This window comes from Streptomyces sp. JNUCC 64, assembly GCF_054484115.1.
The window spans coordinates 6,390,648-6,408,467 of sequence record NZ_CM137015.1; the positions used below are offsets into that span (position 1 = coordinate 6,390,648).

18 protein-coding genes and 1 riboswitch are annotated in these 17,820 nt (G+C 75.0%); of the genes, 9 read left to right on the top strand and 9 right to left on the bottom strand.

Going from position 1 to position 17,820, the window contains the following annotated elements:
* Nucleotides 1–91: 91 nt before the first annotated feature.
* Nucleotides 92–148, bottom strand: coding sequence for a trp operon leader peptide (locus tag ACVWNX_RS26320; RefSeq protein ID WP_351242575.1), 57 nt, complete (start codon nt 146–148; stop codon nt 92–94).
* A 171-nt stretch (nt 149–319) separates the two neighbouring features.
* Here ACVWNX_RS26320 and ACVWNX_RS26325 point away from each other — a divergent pair, with 171 nt between their 5' ends.
* Complete coding sequence (locus ACVWNX_RS26325; protein ID WP_454410513.1) at nt 320–1,666, top strand: class II 3-deoxy-7-phosphoheptulonate synthase; 1,347 nt, start codon at nt 320–322, stop codon at nt 1,664–1,666.
* 191 nt (nt 1,667–1,857) lie between these two features.
* Entirely contained in the window at nt 1,858–2,118 is a 261-nt protein-coding gene (locus ACVWNX_RS26330; RefSeq protein WP_454410515.1) for a (2Fe-2S)-binding protein, read from the top strand.
* A 61-nt stretch (nt 2,119–2,179) separates the two neighbouring features.
* Here ACVWNX_RS26330 and bfr read toward each other — a convergent pair whose 3' ends face one another.
* Nucleotides 2,180–2,659 carry a bacterioferritin gene (bfr, locus tag ACVWNX_RS26335; RefSeq protein ID WP_454410516.1) on the bottom strand — a complete coding sequence of 160 codons (480 nt, stop codon included), beginning with the start codon at nt 2,657–2,659 and terminating at the stop codon, nt 2,180–2,182.
* Between the two features lie 184 nt (nt 2,660–2,843).
* Between bfr and ACVWNX_RS26340 the strand changes: the two genes are divergently transcribed.
* Entirely contained in the window at nt 2,844–3,470 is a 627-nt protein-coding gene (locus ACVWNX_RS26340; protein ID WP_454410518.1) for a sulfite oxidase-like oxidoreductase, read from the top strand.
* 186 nt (nt 3,471–3,656) lie between these two features.
* Here ACVWNX_RS26340 and ACVWNX_RS26345 read toward each other — a convergent pair whose 3' ends face one another.
* The 5 genes from ACVWNX_RS26345 to thiO form a co-directional block, all read right to left on the bottom strand.
* Nucleotides 3,657–4,526: a deoxyribonuclease IV gene (locus ACVWNX_RS26345; protein ID WP_454410520.1), complete on the bottom strand. Its 870-nt coding sequence runs from the start codon at nt 4,524–4,526 to the stop codon at nt 3,657–3,659.
* Nucleotides 4,527–4,958: 432 nt separating this feature from the next.
* A complete protein-coding gene (gene pknB, locus ACVWNX_RS26350; protein WP_454410522.1) occupies nt 4,959–6,959 on the bottom strand; it encodes a Stk1 family PASTA domain-containing Ser/Thr kinase in 2,001 nt (666 codons plus the stop codon).
* Nucleotides 6,960–7,410: 451 nt separating this feature from the next.
* The gene (locus ACVWNX_RS26355; protein WP_454410523.1) at nt 7,411–8,205 is read right to left on the bottom strand and encodes a thiazole synthase; all 795 of its coding nucleotides are present in this window, start codon (nt 8,203–8,205) and stop codon (nt 7,411–7,413) included.
* Between the two features lie 3 nt (nt 8,206–8,208).
* Nucleotides 8,209–8,442: a sulfur carrier protein ThiS gene (thiS, locus tag ACVWNX_RS26360; protein WP_454410524.1), complete on the bottom strand. Its 234-nt coding sequence runs from the start codon at nt 8,440–8,442 to the stop codon at nt 8,209–8,211.
* Nucleotides 8,439–9,596 carry a glycine oxidase ThiO gene (gene thiO, locus ACVWNX_RS26365; RefSeq protein ID WP_454410526.1) on the bottom strand — a complete coding sequence of 386 codons (1,158 nt, stop codon included), beginning with the start codon at nt 9,594–9,596 and terminating at the stop codon, nt 8,439–8,441. Before thiO ends, thiS begins: the two co-directional genes overlap by 4 nt.
* Nucleotides 9,593–9,706, bottom strand: a riboswitch (TPP riboswitch). (Overlaps the previous gene by 4 nt.)
* 47 nt (nt 9,707–9,753) lie before the next feature.
* On the opposite strand from thiO, the gene ACVWNX_RS26370 reads away from it, so the two are divergent.
* The 6 genes from ACVWNX_RS26370 (at nt 9,754) to ACVWNX_RS26395 (ending at nt 15,047) form a co-directional block, all read left to right on the top strand.
* Nucleotides 9,754–10,146, top strand: a complete 393-nt coding sequence (locus ACVWNX_RS26370) for a hypothetical protein (RefSeq protein ID WP_454410528.1) — start codon at nt 9,754–9,756, stop codon at nt 10,144–10,146.
* A gap of 247 nt (nt 10,147–10,393) precedes the next feature.
* On the top strand, nt 10,394–11,557 hold the full coding sequence (locus ACVWNX_RS26375) for an NAD(P)/FAD-dependent oxidoreductase (protein WP_454414945.1): 1,164 nt from the start codon (nt 10,394–10,396) through the stop codon (nt 11,555–11,557).
* A gap of 124 nt (nt 11,558–11,681) precedes the next feature.
* The gene (locus tag ACVWNX_RS26380; RefSeq protein WP_454410529.1) at nt 11,682–12,047 is read left to right on the top strand and encodes an Rv2175c family DNA-binding protein; all 366 of its coding nucleotides are present in this window, start codon (nt 11,682–11,684) and stop codon (nt 12,045–12,047) included.
* A gap of 178 nt (nt 12,048–12,225) precedes the next feature.
* The gene (gene thiE / locus ACVWNX_RS26385; RefSeq protein WP_454410531.1) at nt 12,226–12,876 is read left to right on the top strand and encodes a thiamine phosphate synthase; all 651 of its coding nucleotides are present in this window, start codon (nt 12,226–12,228) and stop codon (nt 12,874–12,876) included.
* A gap of 261 nt (nt 12,877–13,137) precedes the next feature.
* Complete coding sequence (gene metF, locus ACVWNX_RS26390; protein ID WP_454410532.1) at nt 13,138–14,058, top strand: methylenetetrahydrofolate reductase [NAD(P)H]; 921 nt, start codon at nt 13,138–13,140, stop codon at nt 14,056–14,058.
* A 47-nt stretch (nt 14,059–14,105) separates the two neighbouring features.
* Complete coding sequence (locus ACVWNX_RS26395) at nt 14,106–15,047, top strand: hypothetical protein (protein WP_454410534.1); 942 nt, start codon at nt 14,106–14,108, stop codon at nt 15,045–15,047.
* A gap of 116 nt (nt 15,048–15,163) precedes the next feature.
* On the opposite strand, the gene ACVWNX_RS26400 is transcribed toward ACVWNX_RS26395, so the two are convergent.
* Both ACVWNX_RS26400 and ACVWNX_RS26405 read right to left on the bottom strand, forming a co-directional pair.
* Entirely contained in the window at nt 15,164–16,711 is a 1,548-nt protein-coding gene (locus tag ACVWNX_RS26400; RefSeq protein WP_454410535.1) for a phytoene desaturase family protein, read from the bottom strand.
* A 468-nt stretch (nt 16,712–17,179) separates the two neighbouring features.
* Nucleotides 17,180–17,785 (bottom strand): TetR/AcrR family transcriptional regulator, encoded by a 606-nt coding sequence (locus ACVWNX_RS26405; protein WP_454410537.1) that lies wholly within the window; start codon nt 17,783–17,785, stop codon nt 17,180–17,182.
* Nucleotides 17,786–17,820 lie beyond the last annotated feature (35 nt).

The window sequence follows — 17,820 nt, forward strand, 5'->3', positions numbered from 1 at the left end:
GGGCGGCCCGGCGGCGGGTGGTGAGGAACGGCCCCGGAAAAGCCGGAAGGCCGCCCTCGGGCGGCCTTCGCGTGGTCTCGGGTACGCGCAGTCAGTGGGCCGCCGGATGAGCGGTCCACCACCAGTGACGGGTCGAATGCGCGAACATGCCGGGCACCCTACCCGACGCGCGGCCCGCCGGGCACCCGAAACCGTCCGCCGTCCGCCGCCCGCGCCCCCCGCCGGACCTTCCACGCCGTGCCCCCGTGCGATGTCTGTCTCAAAAGATGAGCGGACGGATGGACACCCGGGGCGAACCCGTAAGGTTGTGGGGGTGACCGTGAACGCTGAAACCCAGCCCGCCGCCGGGGCCACCTGGCGCGACCTGCCCGCGGCGCAGCAGCCCGAGTACCCGGACGCCGAGGCTCTGCGCGATGTGATCGCCGACCTCGAAAGCTATCCCCCCCTGGTGTTCGCCGGGGAGTGCGACCAGCTGCGCGCCCGACTGGGCGCGGTCGCCAAGGGCGAGGCGTTCCTGCTCCAGGGCGGTGACTGCGCCGAGTCCTTCGAGGCCGTGGGCGCCGACCAGATCCGGGCCAAGCTGAAGACGCTCCTCCAGATGGGCGCCGTCCTCACCTACGCGGCCTCGGTGCCGGTGGTGAAGGTCGGCCGGATCGCCGGCCAGTACTCCAAGCCGCGCTCCAAGCCCACCGAGACCCGCGACGGCGTGACCCTGCCGACCTACCGGGGCGACTCGGTGAACGGTTTCGCGTTCACCGAGAAGGACCGGGTGCCGGACCCCCAGCGGCTGAAGCGGATGTACAACGCCTCCGCCTCGACGCTGAACCTGGTGCGGGCCTTCACCACCGGCGGCTACGCGGACCTGCGCCAGGTGCACGCCTGGAACCAGGACTTCGTGAAGTCCTCCCCGTCCGGGCAGCGCTACGAGCAGCTCGCCCGCGAGATCGACAACGCCCTCAACTTCATGCGGGCGTGCGGGACGGACCCGGAGGAGTTCAAGACCGTCGAGTTCTTCGCCTCCCACGAGGCGCTGCTGCTCGACTACGAGGCCGCCCTCACCCGGATCGACTCCCGCACCGGGCACCTCTACGACACCTCCGGCCACATGGTCTGGATCGGTGAGCGCACCCGGCAGCTCGACGGCGCGCACATCGAGTTCGCCTCGCGCATCCGCAACCCGATCGGCGTCAAGCTGGGCCCGACGACCTCCGTCGACGAGGCGCTGGCCTACGTGGACCGGCTGGACCCGGACCGCGAGCCCGGACGGCTCACCTTCGTCGTCCGGATGGGCGCCGACAAGGTCCGCGACAAGCTGCCCAACCTGGTCGAGAAGGTCACCGCCTCCGGCGCGGTCGTCGCCTGGGTCACCGACCCGATGCACGGCAACACCTTCGAGGCCGCCTCGGGCCACAAGACCCGTCGCTTCGACGACGTCCTGGACGAGGTCAAGGGCTTCTTCGAGGTGCACAAGGCGCTGGGCACCCACCCGGGCGGCATCCACGTGGAGCTGACCGGCGACGACGTCACGGAGTGCGTGGGCGGCGGCGACGAGATCTTCGTCGACGACCTGCACCAGCGCTACGAGACGGCCTGTGACCCGCGGCTCAACCGCAGCCAGTCGCTGGACCTGGCCTTCCTCGTCGCGGAGATGTACCGCGACCAGTGATGACCGCCGGTAACGGCTGATCTTCCCGATGTGTACCCGATGGGGCGCGGATGCTGTGATCCGCGCCCCATCGGGCTGTACGGCACTTTTGCGCCACCCCCGGGGAGGGGTAAGGTAAGGCAAGCCTCACCGTTGACGGGGGGTGACCGGCCCGCGCCGGGCCGAGCGAACCCCACCGGGAGGTGACCGCCGTGTACGTCTGCAGCTGCTTCGGCGTCACCGAGGACCAGGTGCGACAGCACGCGGCGAACGGGGCCTGCACCCCGCGCCAGATCGCCTCGGCGTCCAAGGCGGGCACGGACTGCGGTTCCTGCGTCCGCAGCATCCAGGCCCTGCTGGGCCGGGGCGCCTGCCCCCGCCGGGAGCTGCTCGAACGGGGCGAACCCGCGCTGACGAAGATCGGCGGCGCCGTCCCCGGCGGGCGTGTCGCCGGACTCGAAGACGCCGCCTGATCGTTTCTCCTGACCGTCGCGGCGCCGCGTCCGTGTCGTCCCGGCCGCCGCGCGCGGGGTCTCAGCCCTCCGGCTGCTCGATCTGCTGGGCCAGGTAGAGCGCCTCGCCGAGCTGCTCGATCAGCTCCAGCTGGGTGTCGAGGTAGTCGATGTGGTGCTCTTCGTCCTGCAGGATGTCCTCGAAGAGCCGTGCCGAGGTGACGTCCCCCTTGGTCCGCATCACCTCGATGCCGCGCCGCAGCCGGTCGATCGCCTCGACCTCGATCTGCCGGTCGGCCTGGAACATCTCCGTCACCGTCTGCCCCACCCGGACGTGGAACAGCCGCTGGTAGTTCGGCAGCGCGTCCAGGAAGAGGATGCGCTCGGTGAGCTTGTCGGCGTGCTTCATCTCGTCGATGGACTCGGCCCGCGTGTAGTTCGCCAGCTTGGTCCAGCCGTTGTTGTCCTGGATGCGGTAGTGCAGCCAGTACTGGTTGATCGCGGTCAGCTCACCGGTGAGCTGCTCGTTGAGGAACTCGATGACCTCGGGGTCGCCCTGCATCGTGAAGGCTCCTTTCCACGCGGGACCGGTGCGGGTGGCCGCATCCTCGCACCGCGCTTTGGAGATCGTCCAGTAAGTGCCTCCTTAGTAGGAGTTGTCCTGAGTTTCCGTTGAATGGCATGTTCTGTCGTGATCGGGGGTGACCGGGTCATGAGCACCTATCCCGGTCTGTCAGGATGGACTCATGGGTCATCCGGTCGGTCGCGAATCTCCGCAGCAGCCGCAGCTACCGCCGGGACAGCGGCTCCAGCGCGGCTGGCCGGTCACCCATTACGGACCGGTGCCCCGGTTCCGTCCGGAGCGCTGGGAGTTCCGGGTCTTCGGGGCGACCGCCGACGGCGGCAAGCGGTGCTGGAACCACGAGGAGTTCACGGCGCTGCCGTACTCCACGGTGGTGGCCGATCTGCACTGCGTGACCAAGTTCAGCATGCTCGGCGCCGAGTGGGGCGGGGTCCCCGCCCGGACCCTCCTGGAGCTGGCGCCGCCCGCGCCGGACGTCACCCATGTGATGGTCTGGGCGGAGTACGGCTTCAGCTCCAACATGCGGCTCTCCGACTTCGCCGCCGAGCGCGCCATCTTCGCCACCCACAAGGACGGCGAGCAGCTCACCGCCGAGCACGGCTTCCCGCTGCGGTTCGTGGTGCCCCATCTGTACGCCTGGAAGGGGCCCAAATGGGTCCGTGGCGTCGAGTACATGACCGCCGACCGCCGGGGCTTCTGGGAGGAGCGGGGCTACCACAACGTGGGCGACCCCTGGCGCGAGCAGCGCTACTCCTACCAGGAGGAACCCGGCGAGGGCCCCGAGCTCTGAGCCCCGGTCTCCCGGTCCTCCGGTCGGCCGGTCGGCCGGGAAAGCGGGGCGGTGCCCCCCGGAGGGCCGCTCAGGGGGCTTCAGGAGGCGATTTCCAGCCGTTCGGGTGCGACTCCCGGGGGAGGACGGGCGTCCCCGGAGAGGCCCTGACCCTTTTCCGGGGCCGCCACCGGGCGCGGTCGGCGCTCAGCCGTCCCTGAGCTTCTTCAGCAGCGCCACGTCACCGGCGTGTCCGCTCTTGCCGCCGGGCGTCTCGATGACCAGGGGCACGCCCTCGGTCGCCGGATGGGCCAGCAGGGCGCGGAAGGCGTCCTGGCCGATGTGGCCCGCCCCGATGTTGGCGTGCCGGTCCCGGCGGGAGCCCGCGCCCTCCTGGGAGTCGTTGGCGTGGATCAGCCGCAGCCGCCCCGGTCCGACCGTGGCCACCAGGGCGTCGAGGGTCCGCTCCACCCCGTCCGGCGCCGCCAGGTCGTGCCCCGCCGCGAAGACGTGACAGGTGTCCAGGCAGATCCCCAGCCGGGGGTGGGAGTCCAGCGCCGCGAAGTACGGACCGAAGTCCTCCGCGCGCGAGCAGAGCGAGGAGCCCTGTCCGGCCGTCGACTCCAGCAGCAGCCAGGGGTCGTCGTCGTGGGTCAGCTCGTCCAGCAGCGGCAGCACCAGCTCCCGGACCTGCGCCAGCGCCACCGCCCGCTCCCGTCCGCCGGTCGCCGACCCGGTGTGGACGACCACCCCCAGCGCCCCGATCGCCCGGGCCCGGCGCAGGGAGTGCCGCATCGACTCCACCGACCGCTCGGCGGTCTCCCGGGTGTGCGAACCGAAGTTGATCAGGTAGGGGGCGTGGACGTACGCGGGCAGGCCCTCGTCGGCGCAGGCCGCGCGGAACGCCTCGTCCTGACGGGGGTCGCCGGGCGGAGTGGCCCAGCCGCGCGGGTTGGCGACGAAGACCTGCACGGTCTCGGCGCCCATCTCACGGGCGTACGCCAGACCGGTGGAGGCGAGTCCGCCCGCGACCGGGACATGGCCGCCGACGGGGTTGCGGAGGTGGGTGACTGTCACCCCGCCAGGGTGGCACGCGACCGGGGGCGCCCCGCGCCGGGTGCCCGTCCGGTACCGGCGGCAAGAGGCGGTCCGTACGGGCCCGCGACCCGTACGGCCTCGGCACCCGTACTGCCCGGGATCCGTACGGGCCCGGGACCGGTACGGGTCGGGGCCCTGGCCCCTCGGGATCCGCGTGCCCCCGGTCCTCGCCCCGGTGCCGGTGCCAGCCCCGGTACCGTCCCGGCGACGGCTGGGGGAGTCCGCGAGCCCCCCGGACCCGAGTGGTTCCGGGAACCGGGCGGCCCCTGGTACCGTCCCGCCGCTGGGCCGCTGGGCCGCTGGGCCGCTGGGCCGCTGGGCCGCTGGGCCGCTGGGCCGCTGGGCCGCTGGGCCGCTGGGCCGCTGGGCCGCTGGGCCGCTGGGCCGCCCCGAGCCTCGGAACCCCTGCCCTCAGCGGATGCTCAGGGTGATCTCCGAGCCCTCGGGAGCCTTATCCCCGGCGTCCACCGACTGTCCGCGCACGGTGTCCCCGAAGAGCCCGAGGATGCCCCGGTCCTCCTCCACCGTGAACCCGGCCGCCTCCAGCGTCTGGCGCGCGTCGTCCACCGAGTCCCCGACCACGTCCGGGACCTCGATCATCTCCGGGCCGTCCGAGAGCGTCAGGGTGACGGTGTCGCCCTCGGCGGCCTGCTGCCCCTCCCGGGGGAAGTGCCGGGCCACGTCCCCGGCCGGGACCTTCGCCTTGACCCGCTCCGACGACACCTCGGCCTCCAGCCCGAGGTCCGCCAGCGCCTTCCGGGCCTCGGCCGGGCTCTTCCCGGCGAGGTCCGGGACCTCGACCGGGGCGCCCCGGCTCACCACGACCGCGACCGCCGAACCGGCCCGCCGCGCGGTGCCCGCGGCCGGGTCGGTGGAGATCACCTCGCCCTGCCGGACGTCCGCGTCGAACGCGTCGGTGACCATGCCCGGCTTCAGCCCGGCGGCCTTGATCTCCTGACGGGCCACCGCCAGCGTCCGGTCGGTGACGTCGGGCACCCGGACCGTCTCCGGGCCCAGCGACACCGTGAGGCCGACGCTCCCGTTGCCGCGCACCCGCTCCCCGGCCGCCGGTTCGGTGGCGATCACCGTGCCCCGCCGGTCGGTGTCGCTGTACGCGCGCCGGACCTCACCGACGTCCAGTCCCGCGTCGGTGAGCCGTTCCCGGGCGTCCGCCTCGGTCTGGGTGAGCAGCGCCGGGACCCGGGTGAACTGTCCGGAGTTGATGTACCAGACCCCCACCCCCACCAGCAGGACCAGCAGCAGCGCCCCGACCCCGGCCACCGCGCCGCGCGGCGCCCGCCGCAGGGCCTCCCGGAGACCGGGGCGGCCGGGACGCCCGGAGCGGGCGTGACCGGCGCCCGGGACGGGACGGACGAGGAGCGCGGTGCGCTGCACGCCGTCGTCCGTCCCGTCCGCGCCGTCGGGGGCGCCCCCGCGCACCGCCGCCGGTCGCGGCACGTCCGGGGAGCGGGGGATCACACTGGTGCGGTCCTCGGCGGTGTCGTGCTCCCCCGAGCGGGCCCCCGGCGGGACGGCGTCGAGCTGCTCCGGGGTCAGGGACGCCCGGGCCTCCCGCGCCGCCGCCAGCAGCGCCACCGCGTCGGCCGGACGCAGCCGGGGGTCCCGGGCGGTCGCCGAGGCCACCAGGTCGTCGAGGGCGGCGGGCAGCCCGGGGACCAGGGCCGAGGGGGCCGGGACGTCCTCGTGCACGTGCTGGAAGACGATCCGCGCGGCCGAGTCGCCGCCGTGCGGCTTGCGACCGGTCAGCATCTCGTAGAGGACGATCCCGCAGGCGTACACGTCCACCGGGGTGCCCGGCCCCTCCGGCCCGGGTGCCGCGCCCTCGTCCAGCTGCTCCGGCGCCAGGTAGGCCAGGGTGCCCAGCAGGGTCCCCGTCGAGCCGGTGCCCGCGTCGACCGCGCGGACCAGGCCGAAGTCGGCGACCTTGACCCGGCCGTCGTCCCCTATCAGGACGTTCTCGGGCTTCACGTCCCGGTGGACGAGGCCCGCCCGGTGCGCCGCGCCGAGGGCCGCCAGGACCGGCTCCAGGACGTCCAGGGCGGCGCGCGGACACAGGGCCGCCCGCTCGCGCAGCACGTCGCGCAGGGTGCACCCGGGCACGTACTCCATCGCCAGGTACACGTACGCGCCCTGGGCGCCCTGGTCGAAGACGCCGACCACGTTCGGGTGGGAGAGCCGCGCCACCGACTTCGCCTCGCGGATGAACCGCTCCACGAAGCTGGCGTCCACCGCCAGCGCGGGGTGCATGACCTTCAGGGCGACGACGCGGTCGAGACGGACGTCCACGGCGCGGTACACCGTCGCCATCCCGCCCGTCGCGATCCTCGCGTCCACCCGGTAGCGGGCGTCCAGCAGTTGCCCGAGCAGCGGGTCCTGAGGCGAAGTGTCCACGGAGGCAGTCTAAGAGCCGGGAAACCCGGAACGCGCCGGGCCGCCGCCCGCGCGCCCGGCCCGTACCGAGCGCCCGGCCGTACTGCGCCCCGGCCCCGTACCGGGCGCCCGGCCGTACTGCGCCCCGGCCCCGTACCGGGCGCCCCCACTGTCCGCCTGCCCGCGCCCCCCGTCACCGCCGCGCCTGGCCCGCCCGCCGCCGCTCCGTGGCCTTCGGGCCCGCCGTGGCTCTCGGCCCTCGCCGTCGCGCGGTCGCCGTCCGCCTCTCCGCCCCCGTAGCGCGGTCGCCGTCCCGAGCCGACCGGAGCGCGGGAGGGCGCCGGAGGGACACTGCCCGGCGGCACCCGGCGTCGGCGGGCCCGCGTCGGGCGGCACCGCAGGGCGTCGGACGGCGCCGGAGAACGGGGACGGCGCCGGACGGCACCCGGTGGGCGGGGGATGCGCGGCCGGGTCAGAACGCGGGCCGCTCCGGGTCCAGCCGGGCCCGGCCGGTGACCGGTGAGCTCGGCTCCGCGAAGAACCGCCGGGGGATGCGCCCGGCCCGGTACGCGAGCCGTCCGCCCTCCACCGCGTGCCGCATGGCCTCCGCCATCAGCACCGGCACCCGGGCCCGGGTCACCGCCGAGGCCAGCATCACCCCGGCGCACCCCAGCTCCATCGCGAGCGCCGCGTCCGACGCGGTCCCGGCGCCCGCGTCGAGGATCACCGGCACCCCCGCGTTCGCCACGATCAGCTCGAAGTTGTGCGGGTTGCGGATGCCCAGCCCGGAGCCGATGGGCGAGCCCAGCGGCATCACCGCCGCGCACCCCACGTCCTCCAGCTTGCGGGCAAGCACCGGGTCGTCGTTGGTGTAGGGCAGCACGGTGAAGCCGTCGTCGACCAGGATCTCGGCGGCGTCCAGCAGTTCCACGGGGTCGGGCAGCAGGGTCCGCTCGTCCGCGATGACCTCCAGCTTCACCAGCGCGGTGCCGAGCGCCTCCCGGGCCAGCCGCGCGGTGAGCACCGCCTCCCCGGCGGTGAAGCAGCCCGCGGTGTTGGGCAGCACCTGGACGCCCAGCCGCTCCAGCACGGAGAGCACCGATCCGGCGGTGGCCGGGTTCACCCGGCGCATCGCCACGGTGGTCAGCTGGGTGCCGGAGGCCACCAGCGACCGTTCCAGCACATCCAGGCTGGGGGCGCCGCCGGTGCCCATGATCAGCCGGGAGCCGTAGCTCCGGCCGCCTAGGACGAAGGGGTCGTCGGCCATCGCTCAGCCCCCCTGGACCGCGGTGAGGACCTCGACCCGGTCGCCGTCCGCGAGCACGGCCAGTGGCCATCCCGAACGCGGGACGACGGTCTCGTTGAGGGCGGCGGCGACCCCGCCGGGCGCGGCCGTGAGCAGGGCGACCAGATCGCCGAGGGTGGTGCCGGGCGGTACGTCCCGGTGCTCTCCGTTGAGGGTGACGCGCAGCGGGACGGACCCGGGGGCGGGTGACGCGGTCATGCGGGCTGCTCCTGGGGGAGGCGGGCGAACCGGAGGGGGGAGAAGGGGCGGGCGGCGTCCGGCGGCTCGCCGTGCACCAGGGTGTGGGCCATCACGTCCCCGGTCACCGGCGTCAGCAGCACGCCGTTGCGGTAGTGGCCGGTGGCCAGCAGCAGCCCGTCCAGCGCGGTCGGGCCGAGCAGGGGCGCGTTGTCGGGGGAGCCGGGCCGCAGCCCGGCGAGGGTCTCGGTGAGCGGGAGTTCGGTGATCCCGGGCACCAGCTCGTGCGCGTCCCGCAGCAGCTCGTAGACCCCGCCCGCGGTGACCGTGGTGTCCCAGCCCAGCTCCTCGCTGGTGGCGCCGACGACCAGCTCCCCGTCCTCGCGCGGCACCAGGTACAGCTGGCCGCCCCGCACCACGGCCCGGACGGTCCGGCTGAGGAACGGCCGCCGCCCGGGGGGCACGGTCAGCCGCAGCACCTGCCCCTTGACGGGCCGTACCGGCGGCAGCGCCTCCTCGGGCACCCCGGCGAGCCGTCCGCTGAGGCTGCCGCCCGCGAGGACGACCCGTCCGGCGGAGAGCCGGGTGCCGTCCGCGAGGACCGCGCCCGCCGCCCGCCCGTGCTCCACCAGCAGCCGGTCGGCGCGCTGCCGGTGGAACACCACCCCGGTCCGGGCGCAGGCGGTGAGCAGCGCGGCGGTCAGCCGCCGGGGGTCGATCTGGTGGTCGTCGTCCACCCGCAGACCGCCGCGCACGCCCGGCGCCAGCATTGGTTCCAGACGGCGGCACTCCCGGCCGCTGAGCCACTGCGAGGTCAGCCCCGCGGCGGTCTGGAGCGCGTGCAGCTCCCGCAGTTCGGCGCGGTCGTCGGCGTCGAGGGCCACGGCGAGGGTGCCGCAGCGCCGGTAGCCGAGGTCCGCGCCGGTGAGTTCGGAGAGTTCCGCCACGAACGCCGGATAGGCCCGTGCGGAGGCGGTGTTGAGGGCGAGGAGGTCCTCCTCGCCGGGATGCAGTTCGGTGACCGCGGCGAGCATCCCGGCCGCGACCCGGGCCGCGCCCCCGCCCGGCGAGGGATCGGCCACCATCGTGGTGAGCCCCCGTCCGGCGGCCCGCCAGGCGGTCACCAGACCGATGATCCCGCCGCCCACGACCAGCACGTCGGCTGTACGAGACATGGGTTTCCCGCTCCTCCCTTCGCCGGCATGACCCGGATCAGGTTCGTACGGTCGGAGGCCGGTCAGCCTCCCTCTCAGCCCGGTGCGTCCGGGCTCCCGCGAGTTACGTTGGCCACCCTAACCCGCCGTCCCGCACGCCAGTAGAGGGAGCCGTCCCGTGCCCGAACAGCCGTCCCGTCCCGTTCCGTCCCCCGCCCCGGTGCCCTCGCTCGACGGCCGGGTCCTGGTGCCCGTCGCGGACCAGGCGAGCGGCCAGGTCGGCACCCTGACCCGGTTCGCCTACCACGAGCGGGACGGCGTGGTGTGGGCCGACTACGCGGGCGGCGACGTGGTGCGCGGCCACCTCGTCGGCACCCGCGCGGGCGACCGGCTCGACTTCCGGTACGTCCAACTGCGCACCGACGGCACCACCGCGTCCGGACACTGTCTTTCCGAGGCGCTGGTGCTGCCGGACGGACGGATCCGCCTGGTGGAGACGTGGGAGTGGGAGTCCGCCGAGGGCCGTGGCACCAGCGTGGTGGAGGAGTCCGTCCGCCCCGCCGGGGGCTGACCCGGCGCCGGAGCGCCCGGGTTGTCTATCGTGACGGCGCGGGACCGCCCGCCACCGACGAGGACGGCGACCGAGACGGCCACGGCGGTGACGGACGATGACGGTGAGGGCCACGAGCCGACGAGGGCGATGAGGTGACGAGGTGACCGAGGTGAACGCACCCGGGGCGGACCGGACGGCAGGACCGGCGGACCCGGACGGACCCGGGGGGACGGACCGGGCGGGGGTCGTCATCGCGGGCGCGGGGATGGCCGGGGTGCAGACCGCCGTGGCCCTGCGCGAACAGGGGTACGCCGGACCGGTGGTCCTCATCGGCGCCGAACCCCACCAGCCCTACGACCGGCCCCCGCTCTCCAAGGCCGTCCTCCTGGGCAAGGCCGAGGACTCCGCCTTCGACGTGGACTTCCAGGGCCTCGGCGTCGATCTGCGGCTCGGCGTGGAGGTCACCGGGGTCCGCCCGGACGAACACCTCCTCGACACCGGGGCGGGACCCGTCCGCTACGACACCCTGGTGATCGCGACCGGCGCGGAGCCCCTGCGACTGCCCGGCGCCGACGGGGTCCCCGGAACGCATCTGCTGCGCACCCTGGACGACGCCGAGCGGCTGCGCCCGGTCCTCGCCGCCCAGCACGACGTGGTGGTCGTCGGCGCGGGCTGGATCGGCGCCGAGTTCACCACCGCCGCGCGGGAGGCGGGCTGCGCGGTGACCGTGGTGGAGGCCGCCGACCGGCCCCTGCCCGGCGCCCTGCCCGCCGAGGTCGCCGCGCCCATGGCCGACTGGTACGCCCAGGCGGGGGCCACCCTGCGCACCGGGGCCCGGGTCGACCGGGTGGAGCCCGGCGCGGTGCTGCTGTCCGACGGCACCCGGCTGCCCGCCGGGGCGGTCGTCGTCGGCATCGGCGCCCGCCCCGCGACCGACTGGCTCACGGGCTCCGGCATCGCCCTCGGCGCCCACCGGGAGGTCCTCGCCGACGACCGGCTGCGGACCTCCGCGCCGGACGTCTACGCGGTCGGGGACTGCGCGTCCTTCCCCTCCGCCCGCTACGGCGAACGCCTGCTGGTGCACCACTGGGACAACGCCCTCCAGGGCCCCCGCACGGTCGCCGCCGGGATCACCGGGGCCGCCCCCGGCCCCTACGACCCGGTGCCGTACTTCTGGTCCGAGCAGTTCGGGCGCTTCGTCCAGTACGCGGGCCACCACGCGCACGCCGACACCACCGTCCGGCGCGGGGACCCGGCCGACGCCGCCTGGTCGGTGTGCTGGCTGCGGGAGGAGCGGCTGGTGGCGCTGCTCGCGGTGGGCCGCCCCCGGGACCTGGCGCAGGGCCGCAAGCTGATCGAGTCGGGCGCGCCGCTGGACCCGCAGCTCCTCGCCGACCCCGCCCGGCCGCTCAAGTCGGCCGTGCGCTGAGCCGTCCGGGGGGCGTCCGGGAGAGGCCCCGGACGTCTCCGGGAGGTGCGCGGCGGGGCCGGTCGGCCGCATGGGCAGCGGGCCGCCTTCTCCGATGTCGGAGGGAGGTGGCAGGCTTGGGGGCGTGACTGAGATTGACGTGAAGATCGATGCTCTCGTCCCCGACTGGCTGACCCTCCCCGACATCGCCGAGCGGCTGGACATGGAGGTGACCCGTGTCCGGCAGCTCGTGAAGGAGGGGCAGCTGATCGCGGTGCGCCGGGGCGAGAACAGGGCGCTGCACGTTCCGGCGGCCTTCATCGACGAGGACAAGGTGGTCAGGGGCCTGAGCGGCACCCTGACCCTGCTGCGGGACGACGGGTTCACCGTGGAGGAGATGCTGGAATGGCTCTTCACCCCGGACCCCAGCCTGCCGGGCACCCCCGCCCAGGCCCTGAACGAGAACCGCGGCACGGAGGTGAAGCGCCGGGCGCAGGCGCTCGCCCTCTGACCGCCGCGTCCGCCGCTCGCTGAGCGGCCCGTGCCGCGCGGTGCGCGGGCCCGTCCGGGCCCGCGCACCGCTTTCCCGCCATCCCGCTTTCTCGCTTTCCGGCTCTCGCTTTCCGGCTTTTCCACGCACCGCACCGCCACGGCGCGTCCACACGCACCGCACCACGGGGGGACCACGCATGCCCGATTCCACGCTCCGGGCCCGGCTCGACGACGCCCGCCTCTACCTCTGCACCGACGCCCGTACCCGCCAGGGCGATCTGCCGGAGTTCCTGGACCGCGTCCTCGCCGCCGGGGTGGACATCGTCCAGCTGCGGGACAAGGGCATGGAGGCCGCCGAGGAGATCGAGCACCTGCGGGTGTTCGCCGACGCCTGCCGCAGGCACGGCAGGCTCCTCGCGGTCAACGACCGCGCGGACGTGGCGCACGCCGTCGGCGCCGACGTGCTCCACCTCGGCCAGGGCGACCTGCCGGTGCCCGCCGCCCGCGCGGTCCTCGGCGACGACGTCCTGATCGGCCGCTCCACCCACGCCCCGGCGGAGGCGGAGGCCGCGGCCGTCCAGCCCGGGGCCGACTACTTCTGCACCGGACCCTGCTGGCCCACCCCCACCAAGCCGGGCCGCCACGCCCCCGGCCTGGAGCTGGTCCGGCACACCGCCGCGCTGGCGCCCGCCCGCCCGTGGTTCGCGATCGGCGGGATCGACCTCGGCAACCTGGACGAGGTCCTGGCCGCGGGCGCCCGGCGGGTCGTCGTGGTCCGGGCGATCACCGAGGCGGACGACCCGGGGGCGGCGGCCGCCGCGTTCGCCCGGCGGCTGAGGGACCGCTGACCCCCGGCAGGGGCCGGCCGGCCGTCTGATCCCGGCAGGGGGCCCGGCCGACCGTTCCGGGCACCCTGACCACCCTGTCCGTTCCGTCCCGTCCGCGCTGGTCGGCCCGTCCGGATGCCGGACCGGGCGACCAGGCCGTTCTCCGGGCTTCTCCGCATGTTGAGACGGAAAACGTCCGAGGGGTGGACGCCGGGGGAGGGTTTCGTCGTATTTGCCCGCCGCCCGGTTGGGGGACGGCCCCGGCGTGGCTAACCTGCCCGTATGGCCCTAGGGACAGCTTCCACCAGGACGGATCGCGCGCGTACGGTCCGTGACATGCTCGCATCGGGCACCACGACGCACTCCTTCGAGTTCTGGGCGCCGAAAACCCCCAAGGGCGAACGGAACCTCTGGAACGCGCTGCGCCGCGTCGAGGCCGTGGCGCCGAGCTTCGTCTCGGTGACCTACGGGGCGGGCGGTTCCACCCGGGCGGGCACGGTCCGGGCCACCGAGCAGATCGTCTCCGACACCACCCTCACCCCGGTCGCCCACCTCACCGCGGTCGACCACTCCCTGGCCGAACTGCGCAACATCATCGGCCAGTACGCCGACGCGGGCATCCGCAACATGCTCGCCGTCCGCGGCGACCCGCCCGGCGACCCCATGGGCCCGTGGACGCCGCACCCCGAGGGCCTCACCTACGCCGCCGAACTCGTCCGGCTGATCAAGGAGTCCGGGGACTTCTGCGTCGGCGTCGCGGCCTTCCCGGAGATGCACCCCCGCTCGCCCGACTGGGACACCGACGTCCGGCACTTCGTCGACAAGTGCCGCGCGGGCGCCGACTACGCCATCACGCAGATGTTCTTCGACCCCGAGTCCTACCTGCGGCTGCGCGACCGGGTCGAGGCGGCGGGCTGCGACACGCCCGTCATCCCCGAGGTCATGCCCATCACCAGCGTCCGTCAGCTCGAACGGCTGCCGCAGCTCAGCAACGCCGTCTTCCCGGCCGAGCTGAAAGAACGGATCCTCGCGGCGCGAGAGGATCCCGCCGCTGTACGCTCCTTGGGAATCGCGTTCGCGACCGAGTTCTGCGCGAGACTGCTGGACGAGGGCGTCCCCGGGCTCCACTTCATCACGCTCAACAACTCGACGGCGACGCTGGAAATCTACGAGAATCTGGGCCTGCACCGCACACGGACCTAGATCCGGGTCGTGCGCGGAGGGGCGCCGACCCCACGAGAGGGGCGTACATGGGCTGGACGGTCCTCTACATCGCGTTCGGCGTCGTCGCGCTGTGGCTGCTGGGCGAGGTGCTCCTCCAGTACAAGGCGCGGCTGCGCTGGCGGCTGCTGGCCTTCTGCGGCTTCCTCGGCGTGGTCGTCGGCGTCGTCATCCCGTCGGTCCTGGTGATCGGCGTCGGCGCCATCGCCTTCGCCATCGGGCAGACCTACGTCACCATGTCCTTCCGGCAGGGCTTCTCCACCGGCTGGGCGATCGGCGGCAGGCCCGGCGCCAGCAAGCGCCGCCGCACCGGCGGCGAGGAGCGCCACGAGCCGGTGCTCCAGGTCTCCGGGGTGGAGGAGACGGCCGTCATCGGGGCGGTCCCGTTCGACGGCCCGGACGTCCCCCACCCGTCGGACGCGGACTTCGCGGCCGCTCCCACGATGGTGGGCCCGCTCTTCGACACCGACGACACCGGCCGGGGGCAGGGCGCCGACCCCTTCGACGCCTTCGGCCACGGCGCCCCCGGCTCCGGGCCCGCCGTCCACGCGGCCGGGCCGATGCCCGACGACACCGGCCGGTACGGCGTGTACGGCGACCCCGAACCGCCCCGCGAGCCCTCGGTCTTCGGCCAGGACGCCCACCCCGGCTACGCCGCCCACCCCGCCCAGGACCACGGCTACGACCAGGGCCAGGGACAGTACGCCGCCTACGCCGACCCCTATCCGGCCGCCCCGGGGTACGACGGCCAGGACCCGTACGCCCAGCCGGGGTACGGCCAGGACCCGTACGCGCCGGGCGGCTACCAGGAGACCCCGCCCGGCGGGGTCTGGGTCCCCCAGCAGCGGGCCACCGCCGACGGGACCGGCTACGACGACCCCGGCCCCCAGCCCTATCCGTACCCGTCGTCCGACCAGGGCGGATACGGGCCCGGACACGACGAGCAGCGGCACCAGCCCTACTCGTACTGAGCCGACGCGCGGGGGCGCGGCTCACCGCGAGCCGCGCCCCCACCGTTCACCGCGCGCCGGTGCCCCCGCTCAGCGGGAGCCGCGCGGCCCCGTTCGGCGGGAGCCACCCGCCTCCGTCACTGGGAGCCGCGGAACTCCGGCCCCTCCACGATGAGTCCGGCCACCAGCGCCCCCGACATGCCCGCGTGCGGCAGTCCGCCGCCCGGATGGGCCCAGCCCCCGGCCAGGAACAGGTTCGCCACCCGGGTGGAGTTCGCCTGGTGCAACAGCCGCCCCCCGGCGGCGGCCAGCGCCGGGGCGGGCACCGATCCGTCCGGCACCCCGGTGGCCGCCGCGACGTCCGCCGGGGCGTGCGTCCCGTGCCACAGCAACCGGTCCGCCAGCCCGGGCACCGCCCGCTCCGCCGCCTCGATCATCCGCCGCGCCGTCTCCGCCGTCTCCACCGGGTCTCCGGCGCCGGTCCCGGTCCCGGTCCCGTCCGACGGGCCGGTGCGGAGCGCGGGGACGGTCGCCCGCAGCGTCACCGCCTCGTACCCGGCGTCCGGCACGCCCGCCGGGTCACCGGTGCGCAGCACCTCCACCGTCGGCCGCGCGGGCGCCACCGGCACCGGGCCGAACAGGGCGTCGAGTTCGCCCTCCGGGTCGGTCGAGTGGACCACCGTGCGGTGCGCGGTGCCCTCGGGCCGGGGACCGCGCAGGGCCAGGAACACCGTCAGCCTGCTGGCCCCGCCGTGTTGCGCGGGGACCTCGCCGGGCCCGTGGACCGGGGTGTCCGGCAGCAGCCCGGCCAGCACCTCCGGGGCGACCCCGGCCACCACGTGGTCCGCCGCGGCCACCTCGCCGTCCGTCGTCCGGACGCCCACCGCCCGGCCGTCCTCCACCACGATCCGGGTGACCGCCGTCCCGAACCGGAACTCCACCCGGCGGGCCACACAGCGGCCGTGGACGGCCCGGGCCAGTTCCCGCAGTCCGCCGCCCACCGACCAGACGCCGAAGGTCTGCTCCAGATAGGGCAGCACCGCCGCGCTCGCGGGGGTCGTCCGGGGGTCGAGTCCCCACGCCAGGGGGTGGCTCTCCAGCAGGGCCCGCAGCCGGAGGTCGCCGCCCAGCTCCAGGTCCGCGATCTCCCGGACCGTGGTCGCCGTCCGGTCCCGGCGCAGCAGCCGCTTGACGGGCCGGGCGGGGTAGGGCTCCCGCTCGGCGAGCACCTGCCAGTTGGGCCACAGCGGCTCCTCCAGCAGCGGACGGCGGGCCCGGTCCCAGGCGTCCCGCGCCCGGTTCACGAACGCGGCCCACCGGGCGCCCGCGTCCCCGCCGAGCGCCGCGTCCAGGGCCTCGGCGACGCCCGCGCGGGAGGCGTTCGGCAGGGCCGCCCCGGTGCCGTCCGCGAAGAGGTGCCGCACGGCGGGTTCCACCTGGCACAGCTCGACGCGGTCCTCCAGCGGCTCCTTGCCGGTCTTGACGAACAGGTCGCGCTGGACGGCGGGGAGCGACAGCAGACCGGGGCCGGTGTCGAAGGAGAAGCCGTCCCGCTCGAAGCGGCCCAGCGCCCCGCCGTAGGTCTCCCCGCGTTCGTACACCACCACGCGGTGGCCCGCCACGGCCAGCCGCGCGGCGGCCGCCATGGCGCCCATGCCCGCGCCGATCACCGCAATCCGTCCCATGCCGTGACCCTATCCGCCGCCCCCGGGCGCCCCGCGCCGAGGAGCCGCCGGGCGGCGGACCCGCGCGCCAGAGCCGGGCACCCGGGGTCCGGGACGGGGGTACTCAGTCCGGAGATGAGTACCCGTGCCCAGGAGGACGCCCCGCCGGTCCGCCAGAGTGGAGGCACACGGAGCGGGACCACCCGGACCGCACCGCCGACACGGGGCGGCGGAGCGGCCGGGACCCTCCGTCGGCGTCCACCGGCCGGTGGACGCCGACGGAGGACCGGTACCCGGCTCCGGCGGGCCCGGAAGCACGTGCACGGGGGCGGGCCCGCGACCGGGGGAACGGCGGACGCGCGCCGTCGCGGCGGGTCCGGGGGGACGGGCCCGGCCGCGACGGCGCGGCCGGGTCGTTCCTCGCGGATCCGGCCGGACCGGGGAGCGGTGCCGGGCCCCACGAGCCCAGCCGGATCCGTAAGGGACGGCCTAACACCCGCCGACCCGTCCCTGGAGCAGCCGGGACAGCGCCGCGTGCACCTCGTCCAGGGACCGTTCGGGCTGGAACGACCGCCAGTCGAGCGCCGCCACCAGCACCATGCCGACCAGCGCCGACGCGCTCAGCGGCACGTCGATCTCCTCGCTCAGCTCGCCCGTCGCCACCCCCGCCCGCAGGACGTCCTCGACCACCGCGACCGCCTGTCGGCGGACCACCATCAGGGTGGACTGCCAGGACCGGTTGGTCCGCCACAGCTCCGCGACGTACAGCTGGGTGAAGGCCGGGTAGCGCTCGATGAAGACGAGCCCCGCGCGGACCATGGCGTCCAGCGCGTCCACACTGCCGCCCCCGGCCCGTCGGCTGCCCTCGGCGGCCTCCTCCAGGGACGCGGTGAGCAGCCCCACCCCGTGCCGCAGCAACTCCTCGAACAGGACCGACTTGCTGGCGAAGTTGTAGTACACCGTCCCCTTGGCCACTCCGGCCCGTTCGGCGATCTCGTCCACGGTCGTCGCCGAGAAGCCCTGTTCGGCGATGAGGGTCACGGCGGCCTCGTACAGCTTCTGACGGGTCCCCTGGCGTCGGGTGCTGCTCTGCATGGCCCCGATTGTCACAGGCCCGGCGCCCGGCTCCG

Excerpts from the sequence above, each read along its gene's own strand:
- ACVWNX_RS26375 (WP_454414945.1), top strand. The coding sequence starts at position 10,394 with ATGGCCGGGGTGCAGACCGCCGTGGCCCTGCGCGAACAGGGGTACGCC.
- ACVWNX_RS26395 (WP_454410534.1), top strand. The coding sequence starts at position 14,106 with ATGGGCTGGACGGTCCTCTACATCGCGTTCGGCGTCGTCGCGCTGTGG.
- thiS (WP_454410524.1), bottom strand. The coding sequence starts at position 8,442 with ATGACCGCGTCACCCGCCCCCGGGTCCGTCCCGCTGCGCGTCACCCTC.
- thiO (WP_454410526.1), bottom strand. The coding sequence starts at position 9,596 with ATGTCTCGTACAGCCGACGTGCTGGTCGTGGGCGGCGGGATCATCGGT.
- ACVWNX_RS26340 (WP_454410518.1), top strand. The coding sequence starts at position 2,844 with ATGGGTCATCCGGTCGGTCGCGAATCTCCGCAGCAGCCGCAGCTACCG.
- ACVWNX_RS26400 (WP_454410535.1), bottom strand. The coding sequence starts at position 16,711 with ATGGGACGGATTGCGGTGATCGGCGCGGGCATGGGCGCCATGGCGGCC.
- ACVWNX_RS26355 (WP_454410523.1), bottom strand. The coding sequence starts at position 8,205 with ATGGCCGACGACCCCTTCGTCCTAGGCGGCCGGAGCTACGGCTCCCGG.
- thiE (WP_454410531.1), top strand. The coding sequence starts at position 12,226 with ATGCCCGATTCCACGCTCCGGGCCCGGCTCGACGACGCCCGCCTCTAC.
- ACVWNX_RS26405 (WP_454410537.1), bottom strand. The coding sequence starts at position 17,785 with ATGCAGAGCAGCACCCGACGCCAGGGGACCCGTCAGAAGCTGTACGAG.
- metF (WP_454410532.1), top strand. The coding sequence starts at position 13,138 with ATGGCCCTAGGGACAGCTTCCACCAGGACGGATCGCGCGCGTACGGTC.
- bfr (WP_454410516.1), bottom strand. The coding sequence starts at position 2,659 with ATGCAGGGCGACCCCGAGGTCATCGAGTTCCTCAACGAGCAGCTCACC.